The 25,254-nt window shown below is 61.2% G+C and carries 24 protein-coding genes and 2 tRNA genes; 8 read left to right on the forward strand and 18 right to left on the reverse strand.

Annotation, left to right across the window (positions count from 1 at the left end):
- The first annotated feature begins 37 nt into the window (after positions 1–37).
- Entirely contained in the window at positions 38–1,489 is a 1,452-nt protein-coding gene (locus tag GR212_RS12515; protein WP_163986879.1) for a DHA2 family efflux MFS transporter permease subunit, read from the forward strand.
- Positions 1,490–1,502: 13 nt separating this feature from the next.
- Here GR212_RS12515 and GR212_RS12520 read toward each other — a convergent pair whose 3' ends face one another.
- The 3 genes from GR212_RS12520 to GR212_RS12530 are packed head-to-tail and all read right to left on the reverse strand — an operon-like array spanning position 1,503 to position 6,286.
- On the reverse strand, positions 1,503–3,053 hold the full coding sequence (locus GR212_RS12520) for a SpoVR family protein (protein WP_163986880.1): 1,551 nt from the start codon (positions 3,051–3,053) through the stop codon (positions 1,503–1,505).
- Positions 3,050–4,321: a YeaH/YhbH family protein gene (locus GR212_RS12525; protein ID WP_163986881.1), complete on the reverse strand. Its 1,272-nt coding sequence runs from the start codon at positions 4,319–4,321 to the stop codon at positions 3,050–3,052. Before GR212_RS12525 ends, GR212_RS12520 begins: the two co-directional genes overlap by 4 nt.
- A gap of 18 nt (positions 4,322–4,339) precedes the next feature.
- Complete coding sequence (locus GR212_RS12530; protein WP_163986882.1) at positions 4,340–6,286, reverse strand: PrkA family serine protein kinase; 1,947 nt, start codon at positions 6,284–6,286, stop codon at positions 4,340–4,342.
- A gap of 452 nt (positions 6,287–6,738) precedes the next feature.
- Here GR212_RS12530 and GR212_RS12535 point away from each other — a divergent pair, with 452 nt between their 5' ends.
- A complete protein-coding gene (locus GR212_RS12535) occupies positions 6,739–7,215 on the forward strand; it encodes a YbjQ family protein (RefSeq protein ID WP_163986954.1) in 477 nt (158 codons plus the stop codon).
- Positions 7,216–7,282: 67 nt separating this feature from the next.
- Here GR212_RS12535 and GR212_RS12540 read toward each other — a convergent pair.
- From GR212_RS12540 to GR212_RS37600, 10 genes are all read right to left on the reverse strand, one after another.
- Positions 7,283–7,358: transfer RNA gene (locus tag GR212_RS12540), tRNA-Phe, on the reverse strand.
- A gap of 196 nt (positions 7,359–7,554) precedes the next feature.
- Positions 7,555–7,770 (reverse strand): DNA gyrase inhibitor YacG, encoded by a 216-nt coding sequence (gene yacG, locus GR212_RS12545; RefSeq protein ID WP_163986883.1) that lies wholly within the window; start codon positions 7,768–7,770, stop codon positions 7,555–7,557.
- Positions 7,771–7,775: 5 nt separating this feature from the next.
- A complete protein-coding gene (locus tag GR212_RS12550) occupies positions 7,776–8,396 on the reverse strand; it encodes a Maf-like protein (RefSeq protein WP_163986884.1) in 621 nt (206 codons plus the stop codon).
- 112 nt (positions 8,397–8,508) lie between these two features.
- Positions 8,509–8,727: a translation initiation factor IF-1 gene (gene infA, locus GR212_RS12555; protein ID WP_004117876.1), complete on the reverse strand. Its 219-nt coding sequence runs from the start codon at positions 8,725–8,727 to the stop codon at positions 8,509–8,511.
- Positions 8,728–8,869: 142 nt separating this feature from the next.
- Positions 8,870–9,337, reverse strand: a complete 468-nt coding sequence (locus tag GR212_RS12560) for a low molecular weight phosphatase family protein (protein ID WP_163986885.1) — start codon at positions 9,335–9,337, stop codon at positions 8,870–8,872.
- Positions 9,338–9,342: 5 nt separating this feature from the next.
- Positions 9,343–9,816: a UPF0262 family protein gene (locus tag GR212_RS12565; protein ID WP_163986886.1), complete on the reverse strand. Its 474-nt coding sequence runs from the start codon at positions 9,814–9,816 to the stop codon at positions 9,343–9,345.
- A 3-nt stretch (positions 9,817–9,819) separates the two neighbouring features.
- Complete coding sequence (hisD, locus tag GR212_RS12570) at positions 9,820–11,118, reverse strand: histidinol dehydrogenase (RefSeq protein WP_163986887.1); 1,299 nt, start codon at positions 11,116–11,118, stop codon at positions 9,820–9,822.
- Between the two features lie 58 nt (positions 11,119–11,176).
- Positions 11,177–11,620, reverse strand: coding sequence for a DUF2948 family protein (locus GR212_RS12575; protein ID WP_163986888.1), 444 nt, complete (start codon positions 11,618–11,620; stop codon positions 11,177–11,179).
- Positions 11,621–11,854: 234 nt separating this feature from the next.
- The gene (gene murA, locus GR212_RS12580; RefSeq protein ID WP_163986889.1) at positions 11,855–13,147 is read right to left on the reverse strand and encodes a UDP-N-acetylglucosamine 1-carboxyvinyltransferase; all 1,293 of its coding nucleotides are present in this window, start codon (positions 13,145–13,147) and stop codon (positions 11,855–11,857) included.
- Positions 13,148–13,275: 128 nt separating this feature from the next.
- Positions 13,276–13,455: a hypothetical protein gene (locus GR212_RS37600; RefSeq protein WP_163986955.1), complete on the reverse strand. Its 180-nt coding sequence runs from the start codon at positions 13,453–13,455 to the stop codon at positions 13,276–13,278.
- Between the two features lie 261 nt (positions 13,456–13,716).
- Here GR212_RS37600 and GR212_RS12590 point away from each other — a divergent pair.
- Positions 13,717–13,791, forward strand: a tRNA-Thr gene (locus GR212_RS12590).
- A 32-nt stretch (positions 13,792–13,823) separates the two neighbouring features.
- On the opposite strand, the gene GR212_RS12595 is transcribed toward GR212_RS12590, so the two are convergent.
- Both GR212_RS12595 and GR212_RS12600 read right to left on the reverse strand, forming a co-directional pair.
- Complete coding sequence (locus tag GR212_RS12595; RefSeq protein WP_163986890.1) at positions 13,824–14,369, reverse strand: hypothetical protein; 546 nt, start codon at positions 14,367–14,369, stop codon at positions 13,824–13,826.
- Positions 14,370–14,390: 21 nt separating this feature from the next.
- Positions 14,391–15,053, reverse strand: coding sequence for a hypothetical protein (locus GR212_RS12600; RefSeq protein ID WP_163986891.1), 663 nt, complete (start codon positions 15,051–15,053; stop codon positions 14,391–14,393).
- A gap of 316 nt (positions 15,054–15,369) precedes the next feature.
- On the opposite strand from GR212_RS12600, the gene GR212_RS12605 reads away from it, so the two are divergent.
- Positions 15,370–16,434, forward strand: coding sequence for a D-alanine--D-alanine ligase family protein (locus tag GR212_RS12605; RefSeq protein ID WP_163986892.1), 1,065 nt, complete (start codon positions 15,370–15,372; stop codon positions 16,432–16,434).
- Between the two features lie 28 nt (positions 16,435–16,462).
- Here GR212_RS12605 and GR212_RS12610 read toward each other — a convergent pair whose 3' ends face one another.
- Positions 16,463–16,810 carry a hypothetical protein gene (locus GR212_RS12610; RefSeq protein WP_041677988.1) on the reverse strand — a complete coding sequence of 116 codons (348 nt, stop codon included), beginning with the start codon at positions 16,808–16,810 and terminating at the stop codon, positions 16,463–16,465.
- A gap of 488 nt (positions 16,811–17,298) precedes the next feature.
- Here GR212_RS12610 and GR212_RS12615 point away from each other — a divergent pair, with 488 nt between their 5' ends.
- From GR212_RS12615 to GR212_RS12630, 4 genes are all read left to right on the forward strand, one after another.
- The gene (locus tag GR212_RS12615) at positions 17,299–18,480 is read left to right on the forward strand and encodes a four-carbon acid sugar kinase family protein (protein ID WP_163986893.1); all 1,182 of its coding nucleotides are present in this window, start codon (positions 17,299–17,301) and stop codon (positions 18,478–18,480) included.
- Positions 18,477–19,490 (forward strand): 4-hydroxythreonine-4-phosphate dehydrogenase PdxA, encoded by a 1,014-nt coding sequence (pdxA, locus tag GR212_RS12620; protein WP_163986894.1) that lies wholly within the window; start codon positions 18,477–18,479, stop codon positions 19,488–19,490. Before GR212_RS12615 ends, pdxA begins: the two co-directional genes overlap by 4 nt.
- A 110-nt stretch (positions 19,491–19,600) precedes the next feature.
- On the forward strand, positions 19,601–20,074 hold the full coding sequence (locus GR212_RS12625) for a VOC family protein (RefSeq protein WP_163986895.1): 474 nt from the start codon (positions 19,601–19,603) through the stop codon (positions 20,072–20,074).
- Between the two features lie 233 nt (positions 20,075–20,307).
- Positions 20,308–21,051: a metallophosphoesterase family protein gene (locus GR212_RS12630; RefSeq protein WP_163986896.1), complete on the forward strand. Its 744-nt coding sequence runs from the start codon at positions 20,308–20,310 to the stop codon at positions 21,049–21,051.
- Positions 21,052–21,092: 41 nt separating this feature from the next.
- On the opposite strand, the gene dapF is transcribed toward GR212_RS12630, so the two are convergent.
- Both dapF and GR212_RS12640 read right to left on the reverse strand, forming a co-directional pair.
- The gene (gene dapF / locus GR212_RS12635; RefSeq protein WP_163986897.1) at positions 21,093–21,911 is read right to left on the reverse strand and encodes a diaminopimelate epimerase; all 819 of its coding nucleotides are present in this window, start codon (positions 21,909–21,911) and stop codon (positions 21,093–21,095) included.
- A gap of 182 nt (positions 21,912–22,093) precedes the next feature.
- Positions 22,094–25,249, reverse strand: coding sequence for an efflux RND transporter permease subunit (locus tag GR212_RS12640; RefSeq protein WP_163986898.1), 3,156 nt, complete (start codon positions 25,247–25,249; stop codon positions 22,094–22,096).
- Between the last annotated feature and the right edge of the window lie 5 nt (positions 25,250–25,254).

The following is a 25,254-nucleotide window of genomic DNA, read 5'->3' on the forward strand; positions in this document are numbered from 1 at the left end:
CCGCCCCCAGCCAGGCGTTGGAAAGCTATGACATCTAATGGATTCGACAAACCCCAATCCGCAGGGTCAGACGTTCGCGGTCGAACGTAACCCGAGCCTGCGCTATATCATTCCCGCCGTGGTCGCCGTGGCCTTCCTGATGGAACAGCTCGATTCGACTATCCTCATTACCGCCGTCCCCGATATTGCCAGAAGCCTCGGAACGACTCCGGTGCGCATGAACCTCGCGGTGACGACCTATATCCTGACGCTCGCCATGTTCATCCCAGTGAGCGGCTGGTTTGCAGATCGCTTCGGCGCGCGCCGCATCTTCACCCTCTCCCTCTTCATCTTCACGATCGGCTCGATCCTGTGCGGCCTGGCGACCAGCCTGCCCATGCTGATCGCGATGCGCGCGTTGCAGGGCTTCGGCGGCGCGATGATGACGCCGGTCGGGCGCCTTATCCTCATCCGCAGCTTCCCGCGCAGCCAGCTCGTGACCGCGATGACCTACATGACCCTGCCCGCCGTCATCGGCCCGGTGATCGGGCCGGTGCTCGGCGGCTTCCTGACAACCTATCTTTCCTGGCGCTGGATCTTCTGGGTGAACCTGCCCTTCGGCCTGATCGGCATGGCCATGGCGCTGCGCTATGTCGAGGATATCGAGCGCGACGCGACGATCAGGTTCGATTTTCCCGGCTTCGTCATGGTCGGCCTCGGCTGCGTGCTGCTGCAATACGGGATCGAGAATGTCGGCCGGCCGACAATCCCGATCTGGGCGATTTTCCTCGTTCTTGCCGCCGCCGGCCTGCTGCTGGTCGGCTTCATCCGCTATGCGAGGACGGCGGAATCTCCGGCCGTGGACCTCACCCTGTTCAAGCTGCGCACGTTCCGCATCGGCACGCTGGCCGGCGGCATCTGTCGCGTCGGGCTGAACGGCGTGCCCTTCCTGCTGCCGCTGATGCTGCAGGTCGGCTTCGGACTGAGCCCGATCGTCTCGGGCACGCTGACCTTCGTCAGCGCCCTCAGCGCGCTCGCCGTGCGGCCGGTGTCGGTAAAACTGCTGAAGCTATACGGATTCGACCGCATCCTGACCTGGAGCGCCGTTTTCGGGGCCGCCGTCGTTGCCGGCTTCGCCCTGATCACGCCCGACACGCCGCACTGGTTCATCATCGTCTACGTTTTCATCTTCGGGCTGGCGCGTGCGGCGCAGTTCATGACCTCCAACACCCTGTCATATTCCGATACGCCGGCCGCCCAGCTCAGTCGCGCGACCAGTCTCGGGGGCGTGCTGCAGCAATTGAGCGTCAGCTTCGGCGTTTCCGTCGCCGCCATGCTGCTCGGCGTTGTCACGCTGGATGGGTCATCGCTGACGCCGGAGAAATTCCACACGGCGTTCCTGCTGATGTCGGTGATCCCGCTGCTCGGCATACCCGCCTTCCTCAAGCTGCAGCCGGAGGACGGCGCGCAGGTGAGCGGGCACCAGCGCCGGCCCCAAAGATCGTCGTAGGTGATCGGGTCTTTTAAGCGGCGAGCGCCGAGGCGCGGGGATGAACGAGATGCTCGCGAAGCACCGTGCCGGAGCGATCGGCTTCCTGCATCAGCACGTCGTAGCTCCAGAGATCGGCCAGGTGCTGCAACACGCGCTTGGCATCCATATCGTCCAGCAGCGCGCCGTTCAGCACGGTATGCCTGACCAGAAGCCGCCTGTCGCCGGCAAGGTCGACATCGACGATCTCGATATGCGGATCGATCCAGCCGACATCGTATTGCCGCGACAGTTCCCGCCGGATGCGCAGATAGCCGCGCTCGTCGTGAATGGCCGCAACCCTTAGTCCCTCTTCCTCTTCGGGATCGTCCGTCAGCCGGAACATGCGCATCTTGCGCATCAGATGCGGGCTCAGGAACTGCGCGACGAAACTCTCGTCGCGATAATTCGCCCAGAGATCGCGCAGCACCGCCATGGCGTCTCCGGTGCCGGCGATCTCCGGGAACCACTGACGGTCCTCCTCCTTCGGCCTCGTCACGATGCGCTCGATATCCTGCATCATGGCAAAGCCGATCGCATAGGGGTTGAGGCCCGAATAGCGGGGATCGTTGAAGGTCGGCTGGAAGACCACGTTGGTATGCGATTTCAGGAACTCCAGAAAATCGCCGTCGCCGATGCCGCCGAGTTCGTGCAGCCGCGTCATGATGCGGTAATGCACGTAGGTCGCCGTACCCTCGTTCATCACCTTGGTCTGGCTCTGCGGGTAGAAATACTGCGCGACATGCCGCACGATGCGGATGATCTCGCGCTGCCAGGGCTTCAGGCGCGGCGCCATCTTTTCCAGGAAATAGAGGATGTTCTCCTGCGGCAGGCCGGCCAGCGAACGCCGCCGCTCCAGATCGAGGTCGAGGGTCTTCTTGCCATGTCCGGTGGGAACGGTGCGCCAAAGATCGTTGAAGATCTTCTCGTCATATTCGCGCCGCTCGCGCTCACGCTTCTCCTCGTCGCGCAGATCCGGCGTCTTCTTGCCGGCATAGCGGTGGACGCCGTGCGACATCAGTGCATGCGCGGCATCCAGCGTGCGCTCGACGGCGGCATGGCCGTAGCGTTCCTCGCAGCGCGCGACATAGCTCTTGGCGAAATTGAGATAGTCGAGAATGCCTTCGGCATCGGTCCAGAGCTTGAAGAGATAGTTGTTCTTGAAAAAGTGGTTGTGACCGAAGGCTGCATGCGCGATCACAAGCGCCTGCATCGTCGCCGTATTCTCCTCCATCAGGTAGGAGATGCAGGGCGAGCTGTTGATAACGATCTCATAGGCAAGGCCGCGCAGGCCCTTGCGATAGAACGCCTCGTGATGAGCGAAGTGCTTGCCGAAGGACCAGTGCCTGTAGAACAGCGGCATGCCGATCGAGGAATAGACGTCGAGCATCTGCTCGGCGGTAATGATCTCGATCTGATTGGGATAGACGTTGAGACCGAGCTCGTTGATGGCGATCTTCTCGCAGGCATTGTGGATCCGCTGGATGGTGGCGAAATCCCAGTCCGCACCCTCGAAAAGCCGTTCCATCGATGCCTTCGCCATCATCCGCTCCTTGTTTCCGCCGTCCGGCGCTGGAAGAGATCGTGAAAGACCGGATAGATCTGGCTGCGATCGCTGACACGCCGCATGGAAAGCACCGGCCAGGCCGCCTGGATCCGCTCGTAGAGCGACCAGATCGCCGAGCCTGACGAGATCGCGACGCTGCGCGATTCACCCACCTCGAGATAGGCGAAATATTGGCAGATCGGCAGGATATCGCTCGTCATGAGCGCTGCCGTCGTCGCATTGTCGGAATAGGCATTGTCGCCATCCGAAGCCTGTGCCGCATAGATGTTCCAGTCCGAGGCCGGGAAGCGATCGTGCACGATGCGCCGCATCGCCTCCAGCGCGCTCGAAACCTGCGTGCCGCCGGTCGCCGGGCTGCGGAAGAAGGTCTCCTCGTCCACCTCCTCGGCCACGTCGGTATGCCGGATGAAGACGATCTCGACACGGCGGTACTGCCGGGTCAGGAAGATGTAGAGCAGCATGTAGAAGCGCTTGGCGAGATCCTTCATGTGCTCGGTCATCGAGCCGGATACGTCCATGAGGCAGAACATGACGGCTTGCGCCACCGGTTTCGGCTCGTTCTCGAAACGCCGGTAGCGGATGTCGATCGGATCGATATAGGGGATGCGCCGGACCTTCGATTCCAGCATCTTGATCTCGGCTTCGAGCTGCGCGCGGCGCTTTTCGTCCGTGCACTGTTCCGCCTCTTCGATGAGCTTCTCGACCGTTTCCGGCTTCGGCCGATGCAGCGCCACGCGACGCATCATCGCCAGCCGCATGGTGCGGTTGATGGCAAGGTTGGCGGGCGATCCCGTCACCGAATAGCCTGAGCGTACCGGGTTGATCTGATCGGCCGATATCAGCCGCCGCTTGGCAAGGTCAGGCAGTTCGAGATCGTCGAGAAACAGATCGAGGAACTCGTCCCGCGTCAGGATGAAGCGGAAGGCATCCTCGCCGGTGCCGTCGCCGCCGGCTCGCGGCTTCCCGCCGCCGCTTTCAGGCCGCGGCAGGATGTCGCCTTCGATGAAGTCCTTGTTACCGGGAAGAATATGCTCCTTCAGGCCCTCCGGGCCGCGATGGAACCGGGGTTCCTCGGTTCCATCCAGGGGAATGCTGATTTCGCCACCTTTCAGAATGTCCTGAATGTCGCGTTTCTGAGAGGATTCATAAACCGCTCTCTGCACCAGCGCTTTTGCTCTTCGCAAAAATCGTTGACGATTCTCCAGACTTTTGCCGCCTGGGTTCAGGCGTCTGTCAACAATGTGCATTCCTTCTTCCTTGGTGGCTCATCCCGCCTGTTTCACACGCATGTACCATTCCACAAGCCGCCGAACCTGGCGCTCGGTATAGCTCCGCGCCATCATGCGCTCGACGAATTCACCATGTTTCTTTTCCGATTCGCCATCCTTCTTGGATCCGAACGAGATGACGGGCAGCAGATCCTCGACCTGGGAGAACATCCGCTTTTCGATGACTTCGCGGATCTTCTCGTAACTCGTCCAGGACGGGTTCTTGCCGCCGTGGCTCGCCCGCGCCCGCAGGCAGAACTTGACGATCTCGTTGCGGAAATCCTTCGGATTGGCGATACCGGCCGGCTTTTCGATCTTGGTGAGCTCCTGGTTCAGGAGTTCGCGGTCGAGAAGCTGGCCCGTGTCGGGATCCTTGAAATCCACATCCTCGATCCAGGCGTCGGCATAGTCGACATAGCGATCGAAGAGGTTCTGGCCGTAATCCGAATAGGATTCCAGATAGGCCTTCTGGATTTCGTTGCCGATGAACTCCGCATAGCGCGGCGCGAGTTCGCTCTTGATGAATTCGATATAGAGCTTCTCGGTTTCAAGCGGCAGCTGTTCCCGGCGGATCGCCTGCTCCAGCATGTACATCAGATGCACCGGATCGGCGCCGACCTCGGTCGTGTCGTAGTTGAAGGTCGCCGCCAGCACCTTGAAGGCAAAGCGGGTGGACGCGCCGTCCATGCCTTCGTCGACGCCGGCCGAATCGCGATATTCCTGCACGCTGCGCGCTCTCGGATCGGTCTCCTTCAGGCTCTCGCCGTCATAGACCCGAAGCTTGGAGAAAGCGGTGGAATTCTCGTGCTTGGAAAGTCGCGTCAGGACCGTGAAGCGGGCGAGCGTCTCCAGGGTCGACGGCGCGCAGGGCGCGTCGCTGAGCTCGGATTCCTCGATCAGCTTCTCGTAGATTTTCTGCTCCTCGGTGACCCGCAGGCAATAAGGCACTTTCACGACGCAGATGCGGTCGATGAACGCCTCATTGTTCTTGTTGGCCTTGAAGGTCTGCCACTCCGACTCGTTGGAGTGCGCCAGAATGATGCCCGAGAAGGGTATCGCACCGATGTTCTCGGTACCGATGTAATTGCCCTCCTGCGTCGCCGTCAGCAGCGGGTGCAGCATCTTGATCGGCGCCTTGAACATCTCGACGAACTCGAGAATGCCCTGGTTGGCGCGGTTCAGCGCACCGGAGTAGCTGTAGGCATCGGGGTCGTTCTGCGCCAGGCTTTCGAGCTTGCGGATATCCACCTTGCCGACCAGCGAGGAAATATCCTGGTTGTTCTCGTCACCCGGCTCCGTCTTGGCGACGGCAATCTGCCGTAGCCGCGAGGGCTGGATTCGAACGACCTTGAAGCGAGAAATATCGCCCTCGAATTCTTCGAGGCGCTTCAGGCACCACGGGCTCATGAGCCCGGTCAGCCGCCGGCGCGGAATGCCGTATCGCTCCTCGAGCATCGCCCCCGTGGTGACGGGATCGAACAGGCTCAACGGACTTTCGAAGACCGGGCTCAACTCGTTGCCGGCCTTGAGCACATAGACGGGATGCACCTCCATGAGCGATTTCAGCCGCTCGGCGAGCGAGGATTTGCCGCCGCCGACAGGCCCAAGCAGATAGAGGATCTGCTTGCGCTCTTCCAAACCCTGGGCTGCATGGCGGAAGAAGGCGACGATGCGTTCGATCGTCTCTTCCATGCCGAAAAAGCCAGCGAAGGCCGGATAAGTCCGGATGGTCCGGTTCATGAAGATACGTCCAAGGCGGGTATCCTTGGCCGTGTCGATCAGCACCGGCTCGCCCATCGCTGCCAGCAACCGCTCTGCCGCACTCGCGTACATGAGCGGGTCATCCCGGCACCCTTCCAGGTATTCGGAGAATGACATCTCGATTTCGCGCCGTGCTTCGAAAGAACGGGCGAACGTGTTGAATAGCACATCGTTGTTTAACATGGCGCCCCGTTAGCTTGCTATTGCAAATAAACGCTGGACTTAACGAGATCACTTATCCCGCTATATCTAAGGTGCGGTATGACTCGCTTCGAATCAATAGGTGATCTGTCAATAATTCGTACGCTTGATTCCGAATGTCATCAATATCTTGATGGGATCACGCACCGAATTAATGAAACGCAACCCTGGGATTGTTGTATAAAATATATACACGCAAAACGTAGCATGCCGCTGACAAGAATGTTTTGCGGGCATCCACACGAAATACCCGGTCTCAACGAAGATTTTTTTGAAGCCAGCGTGAGCTTCATTGTCCACGCGATTGGGGAGAAAAGATGGTAGCCGGAAGCGAAAAGTAGTTCGCCCCGCGAACAATCGACGCAAGGTTGCAAGACTGCCGGCGGTAGTGATAATCAGATCATTGATTTAATCAGGTATCGACGGTCTTGAAAATGGCGCTGTGCAAGGAATGTGGCGAGGAGAAGCCGGACGGCCAAGTTCAGCTGGGCGTATGCGACGATTGCTTCAAGTTCGGACCGCCGAACCAAGGGCGACCGAGGCCGAAAACAAGCTCTCTTCATTCGGAGCTGCCCGACATTATCCTGACGACCTCGATAGACGTTCCCAATCGTAAAATCGAAAGAGTCATTTCGATTGTGGCCACCGAAGTCGCTCTCGGCATGAATGTCTTCCGGGACATTGCCAACAATTGGCGGGATTTCCTTGGCGGTCGCTCGAGCGCCTCGCAGAAAGCTTTGGAAGAAGCACGTTCCGAATGCCTTGCCGAACTGAGGCGGAAGGCCGCCGCTGTAGGAGCCGAAGCGGTGATCGCGATTGATCTCGATTATAACCAGCTGTCGACACATGGCGGCGGCGGCATTCTTTTCGTCGCAGCAAGCGGCACGGCTGTGAAGCTGGCTCCAATGTAGAGCCTTCCGAACGACCGCACAGGAATTAGGCAAATTCCAAAAAAGCCGGCTTTTGGGGAGAGTTGAGTGGTGCCCAGAGCCGGAATCGAACCAGCGACACGCGGATTTTCAATCCGCTGCTCTACCAACTGAGCTATCTGGGCATCCGAGCTTCGCGTCGAAGGAAGAGCCTTGGGAGGCGCTGGGCGGTTGGTTCGCCCCGGAAGCGAGCGGGGTTATAGCATCTTGTTCGGCCATGTCCAGCAGCAAATGACTCTTTTTTGACAGGAAATCGAATTTTGACAATTCGCGAACAAAATGAATGAGTTCGTAAGATCGAACGGTTTTGGAAAACGGCATTCAGTCCTGGTCGGAGCCGTCGGCCTTCGTCTCATCCTCGGCCACGGGGATGGCATAGGAGCCGTTGAGCCACCGGGAGAGATCGACGGAGCGGCAGCGATCCGAGCAGAAGGGATAATGGTCACGCACCGAGGGACGGCCGCATTCCGGACAGGGTCGCGTCTTGCGCAGCGGCTCGACCTTGGAGCCCACCTTGATTTCCTCAGCCTTCGTCATGAGCGCTATCCTTCCTGCCATCCGGCGTGGACGTCGAATCCCTCGCCCGCGAGCAGCAGCATGGCTTCATAGAGCGGCAATCCGACGACATTGGTGTAGGAACCGACCAGCTTCTGCACGAAGGAGCCCGCAAGCCCCTGAATGCCATAGGCTCCCGCCTTGCCGCGCCACTGGCCGGAGGCAAGGTACATCTCGATATCGCGGCCGGAGAGCCGCTTGAAGCGCACCTTGGTTTCCACGACCTTCTGGCGGAGCTTCCGGTCCGGCGTAATCAGGCAGATGCCCGTATAGACGACATGGCCGCGCCCGGAGAGCAGATGCAGCGCCGCGGAGGCTTCGTCGACGAATTCCGCCTTCGGCAGAATGCGCCGTCCGACGGCGACGACCGTATCGGCGGAGAGGATATAGCTCCCCTGCCAGGCGGCATCACTCTTGATCGCCGCGAACGCCGCCTCGCCTTTCTCGGCCGAAAGCCGCCGCGCCAGCGAGCGCGGGTGCTCCGATTTCTTCGGCGTTTCGTCGATGTCCATGGGCATGAGACGCGCCGGCTCGATGCCTGACTGATGCAGGAGCTCGACGCGACGTGGCGATCCGGAGGCCAGTATGAGCTTGTGTTTCAACGCCATCAGACCTTGACCTGTCATGCGGGAATAAGAACCGGCTCCAGAGCACGATGCCGAAAAATGTCAGCGGCTTTCGGGCAACATCATGCTCTGCGTCTTTGATTCCAGAGCCGGACTACTTGAAACGATAGGTGATGCGGCCCTTGGTCAGGTCGTAAGGGGTCATTTCGACCAGCACCTTGTCGCCTGCCAGAACGCGGATACGGTTCTTGCGCATGCGGCCCGCGGTGTGGGCGATGATCTCGTGCTCGTTTTCCAGCTTCACGCGGAATGTCGCGTTCGGCAGGAGTTCGGTGACGACACCGGGAAATTCGAGGACTTCTTCTTTCGGCATTAAAGCTTCTTTTCCTGTCGGTTGAGGTCGGCGCCCATGGCAAAAAGCCGGGGGTCGCCGGAAATTGCGCGGAAACTACACAATCATCGCGGTTTTGTGAACCTCGTTGACAAGGGTTTCTGCATTTGTTTCGTTTGCAGCCCTAAAGCGAGCCGCGATGTTCCACCAGTCTGCCCTCGATCAGGCCGAGAAGATAGTCCCGCACCTCGCGATAGGCGTCCAGAACCTGGTCGCGCGTTCCGTCCGTCGCCGACGGATCCATCGTCGGCCAGTAGATGACGTCGATGGCATTGGCCCGCGTCAGTTCCAGCGCGGCATGATGCGCCTCGGGCGACAGGGTGATGATGACGTCGAAGAAATCGTCCTCCAGTTCTTCGAGAGTCTGAGGCTGCCGGCGGCCGAGCGAAAGCCCGATCTCGGAAAGCACGACATCGACGAAGGGATTGCGCTCGCCGGCCCGCACGCCCGCGGACGCGATATAGGTGCCCTGCGGCAGCATTCTGCGCGCGATCGCCTCGGCCATGGGCGACCGGATGGTATTGAGCCCGCACATGAAGAGAATGGCCCCTGGAGATTTGCCGGTATGCGCGATCGCCTGCGGATCTTCCATCCCGGTCACCCGCGCCAGTAGAGCACGCAGACGAGCGTGAAGAGCCGGCGCGCCGTGTCGAAATCCACGGTGATCTTGCCGTTCAGCCGGTCCATCAGCGTTTGGGAGCCTTCGTTGTGGATGCCGCGCCGGCCCATGTCTATGGCCTCGATACGGCTGGGCGTGGCGGAGCGGATCGCCTCGTAATAGCTCTCGCAGATCATGAAGTAATCCTTCACGATGCGGCGGAACGGGGTGAGCGACAGGATGTGGGTGGCGACGACGGCGCCGTCCTCCGTGCGGATGTCGAAGACCAGCTTCTGCTCGACCAGCGACAGGTTCAGGAGATAAGGCCCGCCCGCGTGCCCCGCCGGCTCGAAGCTGTTTTCCTCGATCAGGTCGAAGATGGCGACGGCGCGCTCATGCTCGACATCGGGCGTCGAGCGGCCGATCGTGTCGTCCAGGACCACATCGCTCAGCCGAAAGACGCCCTTGGCCATGCCTTACCCCTCGAGATTGAGGCGGATCGCAACCGACCGCGCATGTGCATCCAGCCCCTCGGAATTGGCAAGCGCGATCGCCGCCGGCCCGAGTGCGCGAAGCTGCTCCGGACCGAGCCGGAGGATCGAGGTGCGCTTGACGAAATCCAGCACGGAAAGGCCGGAGGAGAAGCGCGCGGAGCGGGCCGTCGGCAGCACATGGTTGGAACCGCCGACATAATCGCCGATCACCTCGGGCGTATGACGGCCGACGAAGATCGCGCCGGCATTGCGGATACCGGCCAGCAGCGGCTCCGGATCGTCGACCGCGAGCTCCAGATGCTCGGCCGCGATACGGTTGGCAAGCGGAATGGCTTTTTTCAGCTCGGAAACCAGGATGACCGCGCCGAAATCCCGCCAGCTCGTCGCCGCCGTCTGCGAGCGGCTGAGCCGCTTGAGCTGCCGCTCGACCGCCGCTTCGACAGACTTGCCGAATTCGGCGTCGTCGGTAATCAGGATCGATTGCGCGCTTTCGTCATGCTCGGCCTGCGCCAGCAGATCGGCGGCAATCCAGTCCGCATCGTTATTCTTGTCGGCAATCACCAGAACTTCCGAAGGGCCGGCGATCATGTCGATGCCGACGGTGCCGAACACATGGCGCTTGGCCGCGGCCACATAGGCATTGCCGGGGCCGGTGATCTTGGCGACGGGCTCGATCGTGTCCGTGCCGTAGGCGAGCGCGGCGATCGCCTGCGCGCCGCCGATGCGGTAGATCTCCTCGACGCCGGCCATGCGGGCGGCGGCAAGGACTGCCGGATTGATGGCGCCATCCTTGGCCGGCACGACGATGACGATGCGCTCGACGCCGGCGACCTTGGCCGGCACGGCGTTCATCAGCACCGAGCTCGGATAGCTCGCCGTGCCGCCGGGCACATAGAGGCCAACTGCCTCGATCGCCGTCCAGCGCGAGCCGAGGCCGACGCCGAGATCGTCCTCATAGATATCGTCCTTCGGCAATTGCCGGCGGTGATGCGATTCGATGCGGGTGGCGGCAACCTTCAGCGCGCCCAGAACCTCCGCCGGGACGGCGGCGATGGCCGCATCGATTTCCGCTGCGCTGACCCGCATCGGCGTCGCGGCAAAATCGACGCCGTCGAATTTCCTGGAGTAGTCGGCGAGGGCCGCATCGCCCCGCGCCCGCACATCGTCGATGATGCCTCGCACGACGGCATTCACATCCTCGGACACTTCCCGCTTCGTCGTCAGGAAAGCGGCGAACTGCTGCTCGAACCCTTCCGACGCCTGATCCAGCCAGATAGCCAAAACTGATATTCCCTTCCGTCGAGGCCGCCGTCAGCGGCCGTATGCAACCGTTACAAGCCTATTCGCCGGCATCCGGATGTCGAGGCTTGTGCGCCGTTTCCCACGCGCCGCCGATATCCGCAAGCTGGGCCTCGATGCATTCGACATCCAGCGCAATGGTGGCCTTGCCGGCAAGGGTCAGCTCGATCGTGCCGTCCGGCCCCTCGCCCTTCTGGTCGAAACGGATCGCCAGCAGCGACAGCACCTCGTCCCGGTTGCGCCGGTTGATGCCATTGGAGCGCACCGCCTGCACGCGCTTGAACACCAGCGCGGAACGGTGGCGTTCGTAAGGCTTGCTGCGCTGGTCCGATTGCTCCCAGACGAAGCGGTTGGCCGCGAGCGAAAACTGCTCCTGCTTCGGCGCATAGGACATGTCGCCGACCTTGAAGACGCTATCCTGCATATAGGCAGAAATGACATCCAGGTCCTCGGTGTCGAGTGCCATCAGCTTGAGATCGCTCATTCGTCCTTTATCCCCGATCGCGCCATTGGAACGCCAGGCAAAACACGATTGCCGACGTTTCTCCATTCTGGACATAGGATGCGAGCGCAAAAGACGCAACCGAAGAAAGCGGGCAGGCCCGCTCTCTTCACGACAAGAGATGGAATTGGAGCGTGTCGCGCAAAGCCGTGTCGCAGCTTTGCGACAACGGGATGCCCAAAACCGGGGAGCCGCTCCGCGAGACTAAGACAGGCCTTAGTCGCTGATGCGCTCGACCACCGCGCCGCAGCGCGTCAGCTTGTCTTCCAGCCGCTCGAAGCCGCGATCGAGGTGATAGATGCGCGACACCAGCGTCTCGCCTTCGGCGGCAAGGCCGGCGATGACCAGCGAGACGGAGGCGCGAAGGTCCGTCGCCATGACCGGCGCGCCCTTCAGCTTCTCGACGCCCTCGATGCGGGCGGTCTGGCCGGAAAGCGAGATCTTCGCGCCGAGACGGGCGAGCTCCTGCACATGCATGAAGCGGTTTTCGAAGATGGTCTCGGTAATGTGCGAAATGCCGCCGGAGCGGGTCATCAGCGCCATGAACTGCGCCTGAAGGTCGGTCGGAAAGCCGGGGAACGGATCCGTGACGATGTCGACGGGCCGGATGCCGCCGCCATTGCGCCTGACGCGGATGCCGCTTGCGGTCGGCGAAATATCCGCACCGGCGCGGCGCAGGCTTTCGAGCGCGGTGTCGAGCAGCGCGACATCGGTGTTTTCCAGCGTGACGTCGCCGCCGGCCATGGCGACGGCCATGGCGTAGGTGCCGGTCTCGATACGATCTGGCAGCACGCGATGGCGGGCGCCGGAAAGCGAGGTGACGCCCTCGATGGTGATCGTGCTGGTGCCGGCGCCGGAGATTTTGGCGCCCATGGCGATCAGGCAATTGGCGAGATCGACGATTTCGGGCTCGCGGGCCGCATTGCCGATGACCGTGGTGCCGCGGGCGAGCGTGGCGGCCATCATCATCACATGCGTCGCGCCGACGGAAACCTTCGGGAAGACATAGCGGGCGCCGATGAGGCCGCCCTTCGGCGCGGTGGCGTTGATATAGCCGCCGTCGATTTCCATGCTGGCGCCGAGCGCCTGCAGGCCCTCGATGAAGAGATCGACCGGACGCGTGCCGATGGCGCAGCCGCCCGGCAGCGAAACACGCGCCTGTCCCTCGCGGGCAAGCAGCGGCCCGATGACCCAGAAGCTCGCGCGCATCTTGGCGACCAGCTCGTAAGGCGCGGTCGTATCGACGATGGTGCGGCAGGTGAAATGGATCGTGCGGGAATAGCCGTCTTCCTGGCGCTCGCGCCGGCCGTTGACGGCGACATCGACGCCGTGATTGCCGAGAATGCGCATCAGCAGCTCGACATCGGCGAGATGCGGCACGTTTTCGAGCGTGAGGGTATCGCTGGTCAGAAGCGAGGCGATCATCAGCGGCAGGGCGGCATTCTTGGCGCCGGAGATCGGAATGATACCGTTGAGCTCGTTGCCGCCGACAATCCTGATACGATCCATATGTACAATACGGGCGAGGCCCGCCTTTCCTGAAGTTCCGTGCGCCAATTCCACGCGCTTGGGGGAAAAGGCGCTCTTTAGACGAAATAGATTAAGGCTTCAATTCGTTTGATGATGGGCGACATCAATCATTGCGATTCGTCCCTTTTTGCGGCGGATTGAGCACTATCCCCAGCCTTTGCGCCCGGCAGCCCATCCGTCTCGTCGGCGTGGCCGGCGCGCCGCGCCCGCACCTGCTGCTTGCGGCGGCCCAGATTTTCCCTGAGCTTTTGCGCCGCGCGCTCGCGGCGCCGATCCGCTTCCGTGATCTGCCTGGCATCCGCCCGCTCGCCCGCCTCGCCGCCGACCCCACTGGGGGCCGAACCACCCTGCAAAGCCTGCCCTTCACCGATTTTCGTCTTGTCCGCAGCCATGACTTCCTGATAGCCGAAAACCCCGCCCTTCAAAAGACCGACACATTTTTTCCAACGATCTTTCACAGAACTTGCAATTTGCGGCTTGCACTCCGCCCCGACCTATGGCAATAGCCGCCTCGCCCAATACGGCGCACCCACATCGCGCCACGGATTGCTGCTATAGCTCAGGGGTAGAGCACTCCCTTGGTAAGGGAGAGGCCGAGAGTTCAAATCTCTCTAGCAGCACCAGTTTTTCAGAGTTTAAATTTTCACGAAATTCTCTAGTTGTTCTTGAACACGGCACTTTTGATGTAATCCGCCCATGAGCGAGAAGACCCAAGCAGCTCACTGAGGAAAACAACCTTGCCACCGCGTTCTCGCGCTGTTTTAAGCGGCCCACTTTTCAACGGACCTTCGTTTGTGAGTACAACCCAACGCATAGACCGGGCGGCCAAAGCTACGTCCCCCTCGTTCTTTAGAAGGCGCTGACGGGGTCTGTTGGTCAACCTGATGCGGGATTTCTGATCATCGCTAAACTCAATTTCTTCTGGAGAGGCGAATCTGCCTTGATTAAAACCAGCGACACGCTGATCTCCAATACCAAAATTCGCTTCAGCAAAGCCAAAATAGGTGTCCACCGAAATATTACGCTCAACGATGGTGCGGTTAGTAAAATCCCGCTTTTCATCCGGCATTGTCAGAATCTCGATTTCACCCTCACGGGTAATACAGATTGAAAATTCCGGCTCCGGTAGCTCCAGCGATAGATCGATATCGTTGGCAAATAAATAGTCCCATACGTTGTTGTCTAAGTAGACCGTAATCATAGTGATGGGCCGCCCTTTGTCTTAGCCTGCTCGCATGAATCCGGGTTTCTTGAGGTCAATAAAGGCTAAAAAATCGCGACCACTATCGGTAAGCGATACATGACCGTCCTCAATAGCGACAAGCCCTTGCTCCAATAAGAACCGAGACCACTGATTAAAATCGAACTTTGCGTAAAGTTCGGAGTCAATTGGCTTTACATCCTCTTCAAAATATTTCTTTGCGTCCTCGATAGAAATTGATTCCAGTTTTAAACGCCTCAATGCTGCAATTTGGCTCCCGAAGATTATTCCCCATATGAATTCAAATTGGCGTTCAATCTGTGCTTCTGCCAAGCTAGCGACGAGCCTTTGAATCCGATCATCACTAGGTATATTAGCAAGTTGGTTATCTATTTTTTCGATAAGAGCCTGAACCGTAGCCAGAGGGTGCTTAGTTTCGGCCAATTCTGAACGTTTTGTCTCTGATAGTCCTGGTGGGGGCGTCGCTTCACCGATCTGCCGAGAGGGCTGTAGAACGGCGCCAGATGGCCCGACAGAAACAATGTCCTTGATTCGTTCACGCACCTCGCGACGAAACATCAGGACTACGAACAGTATTACCAAAGGCCACGCGACGCCTTTGAGAAGATCGAAAATCACTTTTGACCACTCAAGCCAATTGATGTTCGAGAACAATTCGACCATCCCTATACCTTCCTGGTTGAACATCAGTGCTATTGGTTCGGCTTAGCAATTTTGTAACGTGGCTTGTCAATTTTTCATATCCATCCTCGGCAATTACTTATGGGGTTCATAATAAACATGGCAAGTAATCATGGGAGAATGTAAGCCCGATGCGGCGACTACTTATATGAACAAATTATCAGCCAGCATCGATGTCTAATGCGAAAGTCGCAGTGGCATCTTTCATACCCCGCGCACCCCCTCCCCAATTCCGCTACAATCCCCCGTATAACCCCTTCTCCCATCACATCCTCTTTGGCCCGGGAGAAAAGCCTCCATGTCGAAACTACGCGTCGCCGTTCTGTTTGGCGGTCAGTCCAGCGAGCATGAGGTTTCCGTCATGTCGGCCCGCAATGTCGTCAAGGCGATCGATGGCGGCAGATATGAGATCGTGCCGATCCTGATCGACCGCGCCGGGCGCTGGCTGCTGGTGGAGGAAAAGGGTGGCGCGCTGCCGGAGCCGGTTGCCTATGAGGGCACTGAAGTCTGCCTGGTTCCGGGCGGCAAGGGGCGGCTGCTGGCGCTGGAAGGGACTGGTGGGCGCGAGCTGCCTGCGGTCGACGTGCTGTTTCCGGTGCTGCATGGGCTGAACGGCGAGGATGGCTCCATTCAGGGCCTAGCCCAGATCGTCGGACTGCCCCTCGTCGGCTGCGGCATTCTCGGCTCGGCCAATGCGATCGACAAGGACATGGCAAAGCGCCTGCTGCGCGAGGCCGGCCTGCCCGTCGCCCGCTCTGTCACGCTCACGCGCGGCGACAAGCCAAGTTTCGATGAGATCGCGGCCACGCTCGGCTCGCCCGTCTTCGTCAAGCCCACCCGCCAGGGCTCGTCGGTCGGCGTCAGCAAGGTGCAGGATGCCGCAGCCTTCGAGAGCGCGCTCACCGAAGCCTTCCGGCATGACCGCAAGGTGCTGGTAGAAGAATTCGTGCGCGCCCGCGAGATCGAATGCGCCGTGCTGGAAGAGCCTGACGGCTCGCTCTTCGTCTCCGTGCCGGGTGAGATCGCCACGGCCGCGACCCACGGTTTCTATTCCTACGAGGCGAAATATCTGGATCAGGATGGCGCCGTCGTCACCGTGCCGGCGGATATTCCGGCCGGGACGGCGGAGGTGCTGAAGCGCATGGCGGCGGATGGCTTTCGCGCGCTCGGATGCGAAGGGCTGGCGCGCGTCGATTTCTTCGTGCGGCCGGATCAGAGTATCGTCATCAACGAAATCAACACCATGCCCGGCTTCACCAATATCAGCATGTATCCCAAGGCCATGGGCGCCTCGGGCATTTCCTATCCGGAGCTCATCAGCCGCCTGATCGAACACGGGCTTGCGCGGGCGCGGCAGGCCTAGTTCATGCCAGGCTATACTGCCATAGCCCTCAGACCTTTTCCGTCTTCTTGACCTTCACCTTCGGCTCGACAGGCGCATCCGGCGTCGGCGCCAGCAGTTTTCTGAGCGAGGCGATCTTGTCCTTCACCAGCGGGCGGAAGCGGCTGGCGCGATAGGGCATGTCGGCGGCGCCGTAGCCTTCCGGCCCGTCGTCGTTGCCGCGATGGATCTCCTCGAGCTTGACGCCGATGAAGGTGCCGTCGACATAATGCGTGTATTCGCCGACCCAGCGGATGGTGTAGATCGTCCCCTTGCGGATCAGCTGATCGATGCTGACATGCTTGAACTTGTCGTCGATGCAGACGACCTTCTGGCCCACATGGAAATCGTAGCTCACCCTGCCCTCCTTGAAACGACGGAAGCAACCCGGCTGCGTCGTTGCCACAAGCATAGCCGCATATGCGTTGCCGAGTAAACGCGGGCTGAGGTCGCAGGCCGGATCGATGAAATGGCGGGACAGTTGCATATGGACATTTGGCCCCTCATCCGTCCTCTCACAGTTTCGTTTCGCTCAACTGTTCGAGTCCACCTTCTCCCCGCACGCGGGGCGAAGGGGTCGGGCGTTGCCCCCTCTCCCCGTCGAAACGGGGAGAGGGCTGGGGTGAGGGGCACTTTTTATTTCATATGGATTGGCTTGCTCCGATGGTGGAAGGGGTTGTGCGACAGCGATCCCATAGGCGGCGACCCCACATGACTCGGTGACAAAGCAACCCGTTGACATCCTTCATGGAAGGCTGAAGATTGCGCGCCGCAAGAGCAGCCACAAGGCCTTGCTTCCATGCCCCTGTCCGATACCCGCAAGGCCGCCGAAGGCTCGTCAAGTTCATGTCCACCCTCCGCCTCATCGCTGACGACCTGACCGGCGCACTCGATACCGCAGTCGAATTCGTCGGCGTTTACGGGCCGATCGAGGTGCAGCGCGACGATGCGCTTCCGGCAAGCCTGCCGGATTGTCTCGCGATCGATAGCGGCACCCGCGAAAAATCGGCCGCCGAGGCGGCGGCGATCGTCGGTCGCATCGCGCCGCTGCTGGAGGGGGCCGATCTTGCCTTCAAGAAGGTGGACAGCCTGTTTCGCGGGCCCTGGGCGGCGGAGCTCGCGGCCTGCTTTCGGCTGGGACACTGGCGTCAATGCATTCTCGCGCCGGCCTTTCCGCATCATGGGCGGCACACGAGGGGCGGGCGGCAGGTGCTGTTTGCCGGCAAGGACGCCTGGCGCGACGTGAGCGGCGATCTGGTCGCTCACCTGCAGGCGGAAGGGCTGCCGGCCTTCAACACGACATTCGCCCTGAACCCTGCCAAAGCCGGAAAGCGCCGGCCTGTTCCCGATGGCATCCATGTTTTCGATGCGCATTCGGACGACGATCTGGACGCCGTCATCGCATGGGCATCAACGCAGCTGCACGGACCGGTCCTATGGAGCGGCACCGGCGGGCTAGCCCGCGCCCTGGCGCGGAATATCGATCTGGCGACGCATCATCGCCCCCATGCAGAAAAGAACGCATCCGTCGTCCCCGTTTCGCGCCGGCTGCAAAGACCGGTGCTTGGCCTGTTCGGCTCGGATCAGCCGATCACGCTGGCGCAGCTCCAGGCCTGCGGCCCCTATTGGCTGAAGCTCTCGGAAGGCGCGAATGCCGATGCCGTCGAAAGCCAGATCCGGCAAGGCGGCGTCGCCATGGTCAGCCTCGACCTGCCGACGGGGCTCGAGCGCGACGATGCGGCAAGGCGGATCGAGGCGACCCTCGGCGGCATCGCCAGGGCCCTGCCGGCCCCGGCCACATTGATCGTCGCCGGCGGCGAAACCTTGCGCAATCTGTGCTCGGCGCTCGATGTCTCGGCCCTCAGCATCACCGGCCAGGCCGCACCCGGCCTGCCGCGCTCCACGATCATCGGCGGCCCCTGGAACGGGACGACGGTCATCTCCAAGTCGGGCGCCTTCGGAGGGCCCACTTTATGGCGCGATCTCTTGAATGAAAACGCGCTCATCGCCGGAGGAGAAGAACCATGACGCGGCACCTGGCAATCACCATGGGCGATCCCGCCGGCATCGGCCCGGAAATCATCGTCAAGGCCGCAGTCCGGCTGAAGGACAGGCTCGATGAAGGGGCCTTGAAACTGACGATCATCGGCAGCGGCCCTGCCCTGAGGCTGGCCGAACGGCAACTCGGCCTCGATATCGAGATCCCCGAAGCGCGGATGGAGGACGCCTGGCCGAACCTCTGCTTCATCCAGGCGGATGCCGAGGGCCAGCCGATCCTGCCCGGCCTTCTCTCCGCCGATGGCGGCCGCATGGCGTTCAAGGCCATCGAGAAGGGCGTTCAGCTGGCCATGGCCGGCAAGGTCGGCGGCATCGTCACGGCGCCGCTTAACAAGGAAGCGCTGAACAAGGCCGGTTTCCACTATGCCGGCCATACCGAACTGCTGGCCGAGCTCACCGGCGCACGCGGCTCGGTAATGATGCTCGCCCATGGCAACATGCGCGTCAGCCACGTCACCACGCATGTCGCACTGGAGGATGTGCCGAAGCGGCTGACGCCCGAACGGCTGCGCCTCGTCATCGACCTCACCGACAAGGCGCTCAGGCACCTCGGTATCGTAAGGCCGAAGATTGCCGTGGCGGCGCTCAATCCGCATGCCGGCGAAGGCGGTCTCTTCGGCCGGCAGGATATCGATATCTCCGCCCCCACCATCGCCAAGGCCGTGTCCGACGGGCTCGATATCGTCGGCCCGGTTCCCGGCGACACTGTTTTCGTCAAGCTGCGCGCCGGCCAGTATGATGCCGTCATCGCCATGTATCACGATCAGGGCCATATCCCGGTCAAGCTGCTCGGTTTCGAAATCGATCCGGCGACGGGGAAATGGATGGATCTTTCCGGCGTCAACATCACGCTCGGCCTGCCGATCGTGCGCACCTCGGTCGATCACGGCACCGCCTTCGACATCGCCGGCAAGGGCATTGCCAACGAGCGCAGCCTGATCGAGGCGATCGAATTCGCCGAAAGGCTCGCGGGCGACTGACATTCCGCCGCAATCCCCGTATCGGACGGCTGAAAAATTTCCGCAGCCCTGTCGGCCTTGCCGCTCTTCCTTCGTCCTTTGGGCATTCCAATTGGAGAGAGGAGCACCAAATGTCCAAGATTGCCCCATGCCTTTGGTTCGCACGGGAAGCCGAGGAAGCAGCGAATTTCTATGTTTCAATCTTCCCGGGCTCGCGGATCGACCATGTTCAGAAGAACATTGTCGACACCCCCTCCGGCAAGGCCGATCAGGTTCTGGTCGTCAACTTCACGCTCGCCGGCCAGCGCTTCATGGCGCTGAACGGCGGCAACCGTATCGAATTCACCCATGCGATTTCTCTGGAGGTGGATTGCGCCGATCAGGCCGAGGTCGACCGGCTCTGGAACGGGCTTGCCGCCGGCGGAACACCCGTGGCTTGCGGCTGGGTGACGGACCGCTATGGGGTTTCGTGGCAGATCGTGCCGACCGCGCTCGGCAAATATCTGTCCGATCCCGATGCAGCCAAGGCTGCCCGCGTCATGCAGGCCATGATGCAGATGGTCAAGCTCGATATCGCCGGGCTGGGGGCCGCCTATCGCGGCTGAACAGCCTGACCCTTCGGGAGGCTGCGATAAGCACGGCTTTCCCAGGGCAATGGCGAGGTTCCGGCCATTTCATCGATTTCGACCGCTGGTTGCCGCCGGTACGGCTTGCAGCGGACCGATGCTTGGAATACCGTCGTTCGCAAACTCGCCGAAAGCGGGTTTCTCGATATCATTTCAAGCAATTGGACTGTCGCGGTCGTTCAGGCACGGCCCGGCGGGAAACGGCCGATTTCATGCAGCATCAACGGGACCGCATCGCTCTCACCGCGCACGATTATGCCGCGATCTATGCGCTGAGCGATATCCATGGCTGTTACGATGACATGGTCGCGGCTGAAAGACGCATCGTCGAGGATGCCCGTAGCCTTCCCGGCAGAAAGCTGCTGATGTTTCTCGGCGACTATGTCGATCGCGGTCCGCGCTCCAGCGACGTCCTGGCGCATCTCTGCGCGCCGCCGCCGGAAGGCTTCGACCGCTATGCGCTTTGCGGCAATCACGACGATGTCTTCCTGCGCTTTCTGGAGGACCCCGACGCCAATAGCCACTGGCTCGAATTCGGCGCGCTGCCGACGCTCGCCTCCTATGGCATCGATGCCAGACATGTCCTTTTCGACCTCGGCTTTTCCGTCACGGAGTTGCGCGACCTGGCGCTCAAGGCCATTCCGGCGGCGCATGTCGATCTGCTGCGTTCGCTCGCAGGCGCGGTCACTCTCGGCTCGACCCTCTTCGTCCATGCCGGCATCAGGCCGGGCGTACCGTTACACGATCAGACCGACGAGGATCTCCTGTGGATCCGCGAGCCGTTCCTGTCGGAAGGGCCGCAACTGCCGCTTCTGGTCATCCACGGCCACACCCCGGGTTCTCACCCCGTTTTCGGCAAGGGCCGCATCGGTATCGATACGGCCGTCTCCATGGGCGGCACCCTGACGGTCCTCAAGATCGCCGACGGCAGGCCGATAATTCTGCCTCCAGGCTGAAGCGCTCAACCCGAAAAAGAGAAGAGGCCTGGCCGCGCGATCTAGGATTTCTGCAATGCGTCGTCGGACCAGACACCGCTGAAACTGGCTTCGACAGGCCCGGTGAGGAAGACGCTTCCGATACCATCCCATCTGACGTTGAAGCTGCCGCCATCGCAGACGACGTCCACCGAACCGCTCAGCAAGCCGCGCCGGATCCCGTTCACAGCCGCGCCGCAAGCGCATGATCCCGAACCCAGCGGAATACCGCCGCCGCGTTCCCATATGCGAAGCCGAATCCGCGTCGGATCGATTATCTGGACAAAATGCACGTTGGTCCTTTGCGGAAACAAGGGATGAGTTTCGATCTCAGGGCCAATTGCTTCGATCTCCACGTCTCGCACATCGTCGACAAAGAAGGTGCAGTGCGGATTGCCCATGCTGCAAACCGCGGGAGAACCCGGCAAGGAGACCGCCAACGTGTCCATCTCGCAGGCGATCGGGACATCCCGCCAATCCAGCGACGGCCTTCCCATGTCGACCGCTATGAGATCGCCCACGTCCTTGGAACAGGTCAGGAGCCCACGATTGGTCCTCACGATGACGGAGGAAGAGCCTGTTTCCCGCAACAGCTTCCAGGCAACGCCCCGCGTGGCGCTGCCGCAAACATCCAGCGTCGAACCATCCGGATTCCAGAATGCAAGGCGAACCGCCGCATCCTCGCAATCCGTCATGACCGCGAGCTGATTGAACCCGATCCCGCGGTTTCGGTCGCCCAGCCGCCGGACGATATCCCGGTCGATGAAATCGGCCTGGCCGCGCAGGTCGACGATGACGAAGTCGTCGCCATTCGCATGCATCTTCTGAAAATTGATTGTCATTGCCGCATTTCCATCCACTCGAATTCCGGGACGATCGATTGTCGAGAATGCGTCATGAGGATATGGCCGGCAAGGAAAACCGCCCGCAACTTTCATGTTGCGGACGGCTCGATATCATCCTGTCTTCATTCGGCGCTTCGGGTTGGCAGGGCCAGGGCCGGCATCTGCTTCCCTCCGGCGCCCTACTCCGCCGCCATCGCGGGAGGAAGCTGGAGGGTGTTCTGGTCGTCGTCGGCCTGATCCTTGGCCGGCGGTTCCGTCGACTTGTGCTTCGGCTCCCGGCCGAAGAACAAGGCATAGCCGGCGGGCAGCACGAAGATGGTCAGCACGGTCGCGACCAGAATGCCGCCCATCATGGCGTAGGCGAGCGGGCCCCAGAACACGCCGCGCGAGATCGGGATCAGCGCCAGCACGGCCGTCAGCGCCGTCAGCATGATCGGCCGGAAACGACGAACGGCCGAGCCGATGATCGCTTCCTTCCGGTCCATGCCCGCCGCGATATCCTGGTCGATCTGGTCGACGAGGATGATCGAGTTGCGGATGATGATGCCGAGCAGCGCGATGACGCCGAGGATCGCCACGAAGCCGAAGGGCGCACCGCTGATGAGCAGAGCTCCGGCGGCACCGATGATGCCGAGCGGACCGGTCGCCAGCACCAGCATCGCCTTGCCGAAATGCTGCAGCTGCGCCATCAGGAGCACGACGATGATGACGAGCATGATCGGCGCCTTGGCGGCGATCGAGGCCTGGCTTTCAGCACTGTCTTCGGCACCGCCCTGGATTTCGATCTTGTAGCCGGCCGGCAGGCTGTTTCTGAGATCCGCCATATCGTTATAGAGCTTGGCGGTCACGTCGTTCGACTGCACATCGTCGGGCAATGTCGCCCGCACGGTGATGGTCGGCAGGCGATCGCGGCGCCATTCGATGCTCTGCTCCATCACCGGCTCGATCTTGGCGACCTGCGACAGCGGCACGAACCCGCCGGTATCGGTCGGAATATAGATGGAGTTCACCGAGGTCAGCAGATGGCGGCTTGCCTCCGGCTCGCGGGCCACGATCCCGACCGTTTCCTCACCCTCGCGATAGTTGTCGAGGGTAGCGCCCGACATCGCAGCCTGCAGCATCTGGCGGATACGCTGCGAGGTGACGCCGAGAGCACGGGCGCGATCCTGATCGATCACCAGCTTCATGGCCGGCACCGGCTCGAGCCAGTCGTCGTGGATGGCGCCGAGCAGAGGATTCTGGGAGAAGCGCTGCTTCACCTCGTCGGCAATGTGACGAACCTCTTCCCGGTCCGGGCCCATGACGCGCAGCTGCACGGGCCAGCCTGTCGGCGGACCGAGGAACAGGCGGTCGACCTTGGCGCGAACGGAGGGGAAGTCTGCCGCGAGAATCCCGCGCATCTTGGTAATCAGACGCTCGCGTGCCGGCTCGTCCTTGGCCATGACCAGCATCTGGGCATAGTTCGGATTGGTGAGCTGCTGATCGAGCGGCAGGAAGAAGCGTGGCGCGCCCTGGCCGACATAGGTGGCGATGAAGCGCTTGTCCGGATCGTCGGCCATGCGCGCTTCCAGAGCCTGCGCCTGCCGCTCGACTTCCTTGATGCTGGTTCCCTCAGGCAGCCACAGATCGACCAGGATTTCCGGACGCGACGACTGCGGGAAGAAATTCTGCGGAATGAACTGGAAGGACCAGAGGCTGCCGACGAAGGCGGCCAGCGTCAGAAGCAGCACGATGACGCGGTGGCGCACGGCCCAGGTCACGGAGGACCGCAGGCGACGGTAGAAGCGCGTATCGAACACGTCATGATGCTCGCCGGCATGATGGCGCTGCTTGAGGATCATGTAGCCGAGCCATGGCGTGAAGTAGACGGCCACAAACCAGGAGACCACGAGCGCGATGCCGACGACGTAGAAGAGCGTGCGGACATATTCGCCCGCCGTCGATGCCGCGAAGCCGACGGGAATGAAGCCGGCGGTCGTGATCAGCGTGCCGGTCAGCATCGGGAAGGCGGTCGAGGAATAGGCGAAGCTGGCGGCATCGAGCTTCACCAGCCCCTCTTCCAGCTTGCGCTCCATCAGCTCGACCACGATCATCGCGTCATCCACCAGCAGGCCGAGCGCGATGATGAGCGCACCGAGCGAGATACGCTGCAGGTCGATGCCGAATTCGTACATGATGGCGAAGGTCGCGGCCAGCACCAGCGGAATGGCGATGGCGATCACCAGGCCCGAGCGCCAGCCGATCGACAGGAACGAGACGATCAGCACGATGACGAGAGCTTCGCCGAGCGCGTGCATGAACTCGCTGATCGCGTCGGTGACGACATCGGGCTGGTTGGCGATCTGGTCGACCTGCACGCCGACCGGCAGCGAGGTCTCGAAACGCTTGTAGGTTTCCTCCACGGAGGCACCGACGTCGGTCACCTTGTAGCCGCTCGCCATGACGACGCCAAGCTGCACGCTCGGATGACCATTGTAAAGGAACTTGGCGGTATAGGGATCTTGCAGCCCGGCAGTGACGGTGGCGATATCGCCGAGGCGGGTTACCTGGCCGCCGGCGGTCAGCCGCAAGTTCTTGATGTCCTCGACCTTGTTGACGTCGCCCTCGACCGAGATGCGCACCGAACGCGTCGTGGTATCGACGCTACCGGCCGGATCGACATTGTTCTGGCCGACGATGGCGTTCTTCAGGTCGTTGAGCGTCAGCCCGCGCTCGGCCAGGACCTTGGAGGAGACGTCGATATAGATCTGCTCCGCCTGGTCGCCGATGATGGTGGCCTTCTCGACGCCCGGCGTGGACAGCAGCATGTCTCGCGCCTGGATGGCGAACTTCTTCAGCTCCGGATAGCTGTAGCCATCGCCGCTGATCGAATGCAGCGTGATGAAGGTATCGCCGAATTCATCGTTGAAATAGGGACCGAGCAGGCCAGCCGGCAGCTCGTTGCCGATATCGCCGACCTTCTTGCGGATCTGGTAGAAGGCATCCTTCACCTGTTCGGTGTTGGTATCGCCCTTGATCTGGACCGTCGTGATGGCAAAGCCGGCACGGGTATAGGATTTGACCCAATCGAGATGCGGCGTTTCCTGCAGCTTGCGCTCGATCTTGTTGACCACCTGGTCTTCCATGTCCTGCAGCGAGGCGCCTGGCCAGACGGTCTGCACGACCATGACGCGGAAGGTGAAATCCGGATCTTCCTTCTGGCCCATATGCGTGAGGCCAAGCGCCCCCGCGATGATGATGAGACCGAAGAGGAACCGCGCGATGCTCGGGTGGCCGATCGCCCAGCGCGACAGGTTGAAACGCTGCTTCCCGCCGGAAGTGTTGTTGATGGACATGGTTT

Source organism: Martinezella lusitana (assembly GCF_010668395.1).
Taxonomy (GTDB): Bacteria; Pseudomonadota; Alphaproteobacteria; order Rhizobiales; family Rhizobiaceae; genus Rhizobium; species Rhizobium lusitanum_A.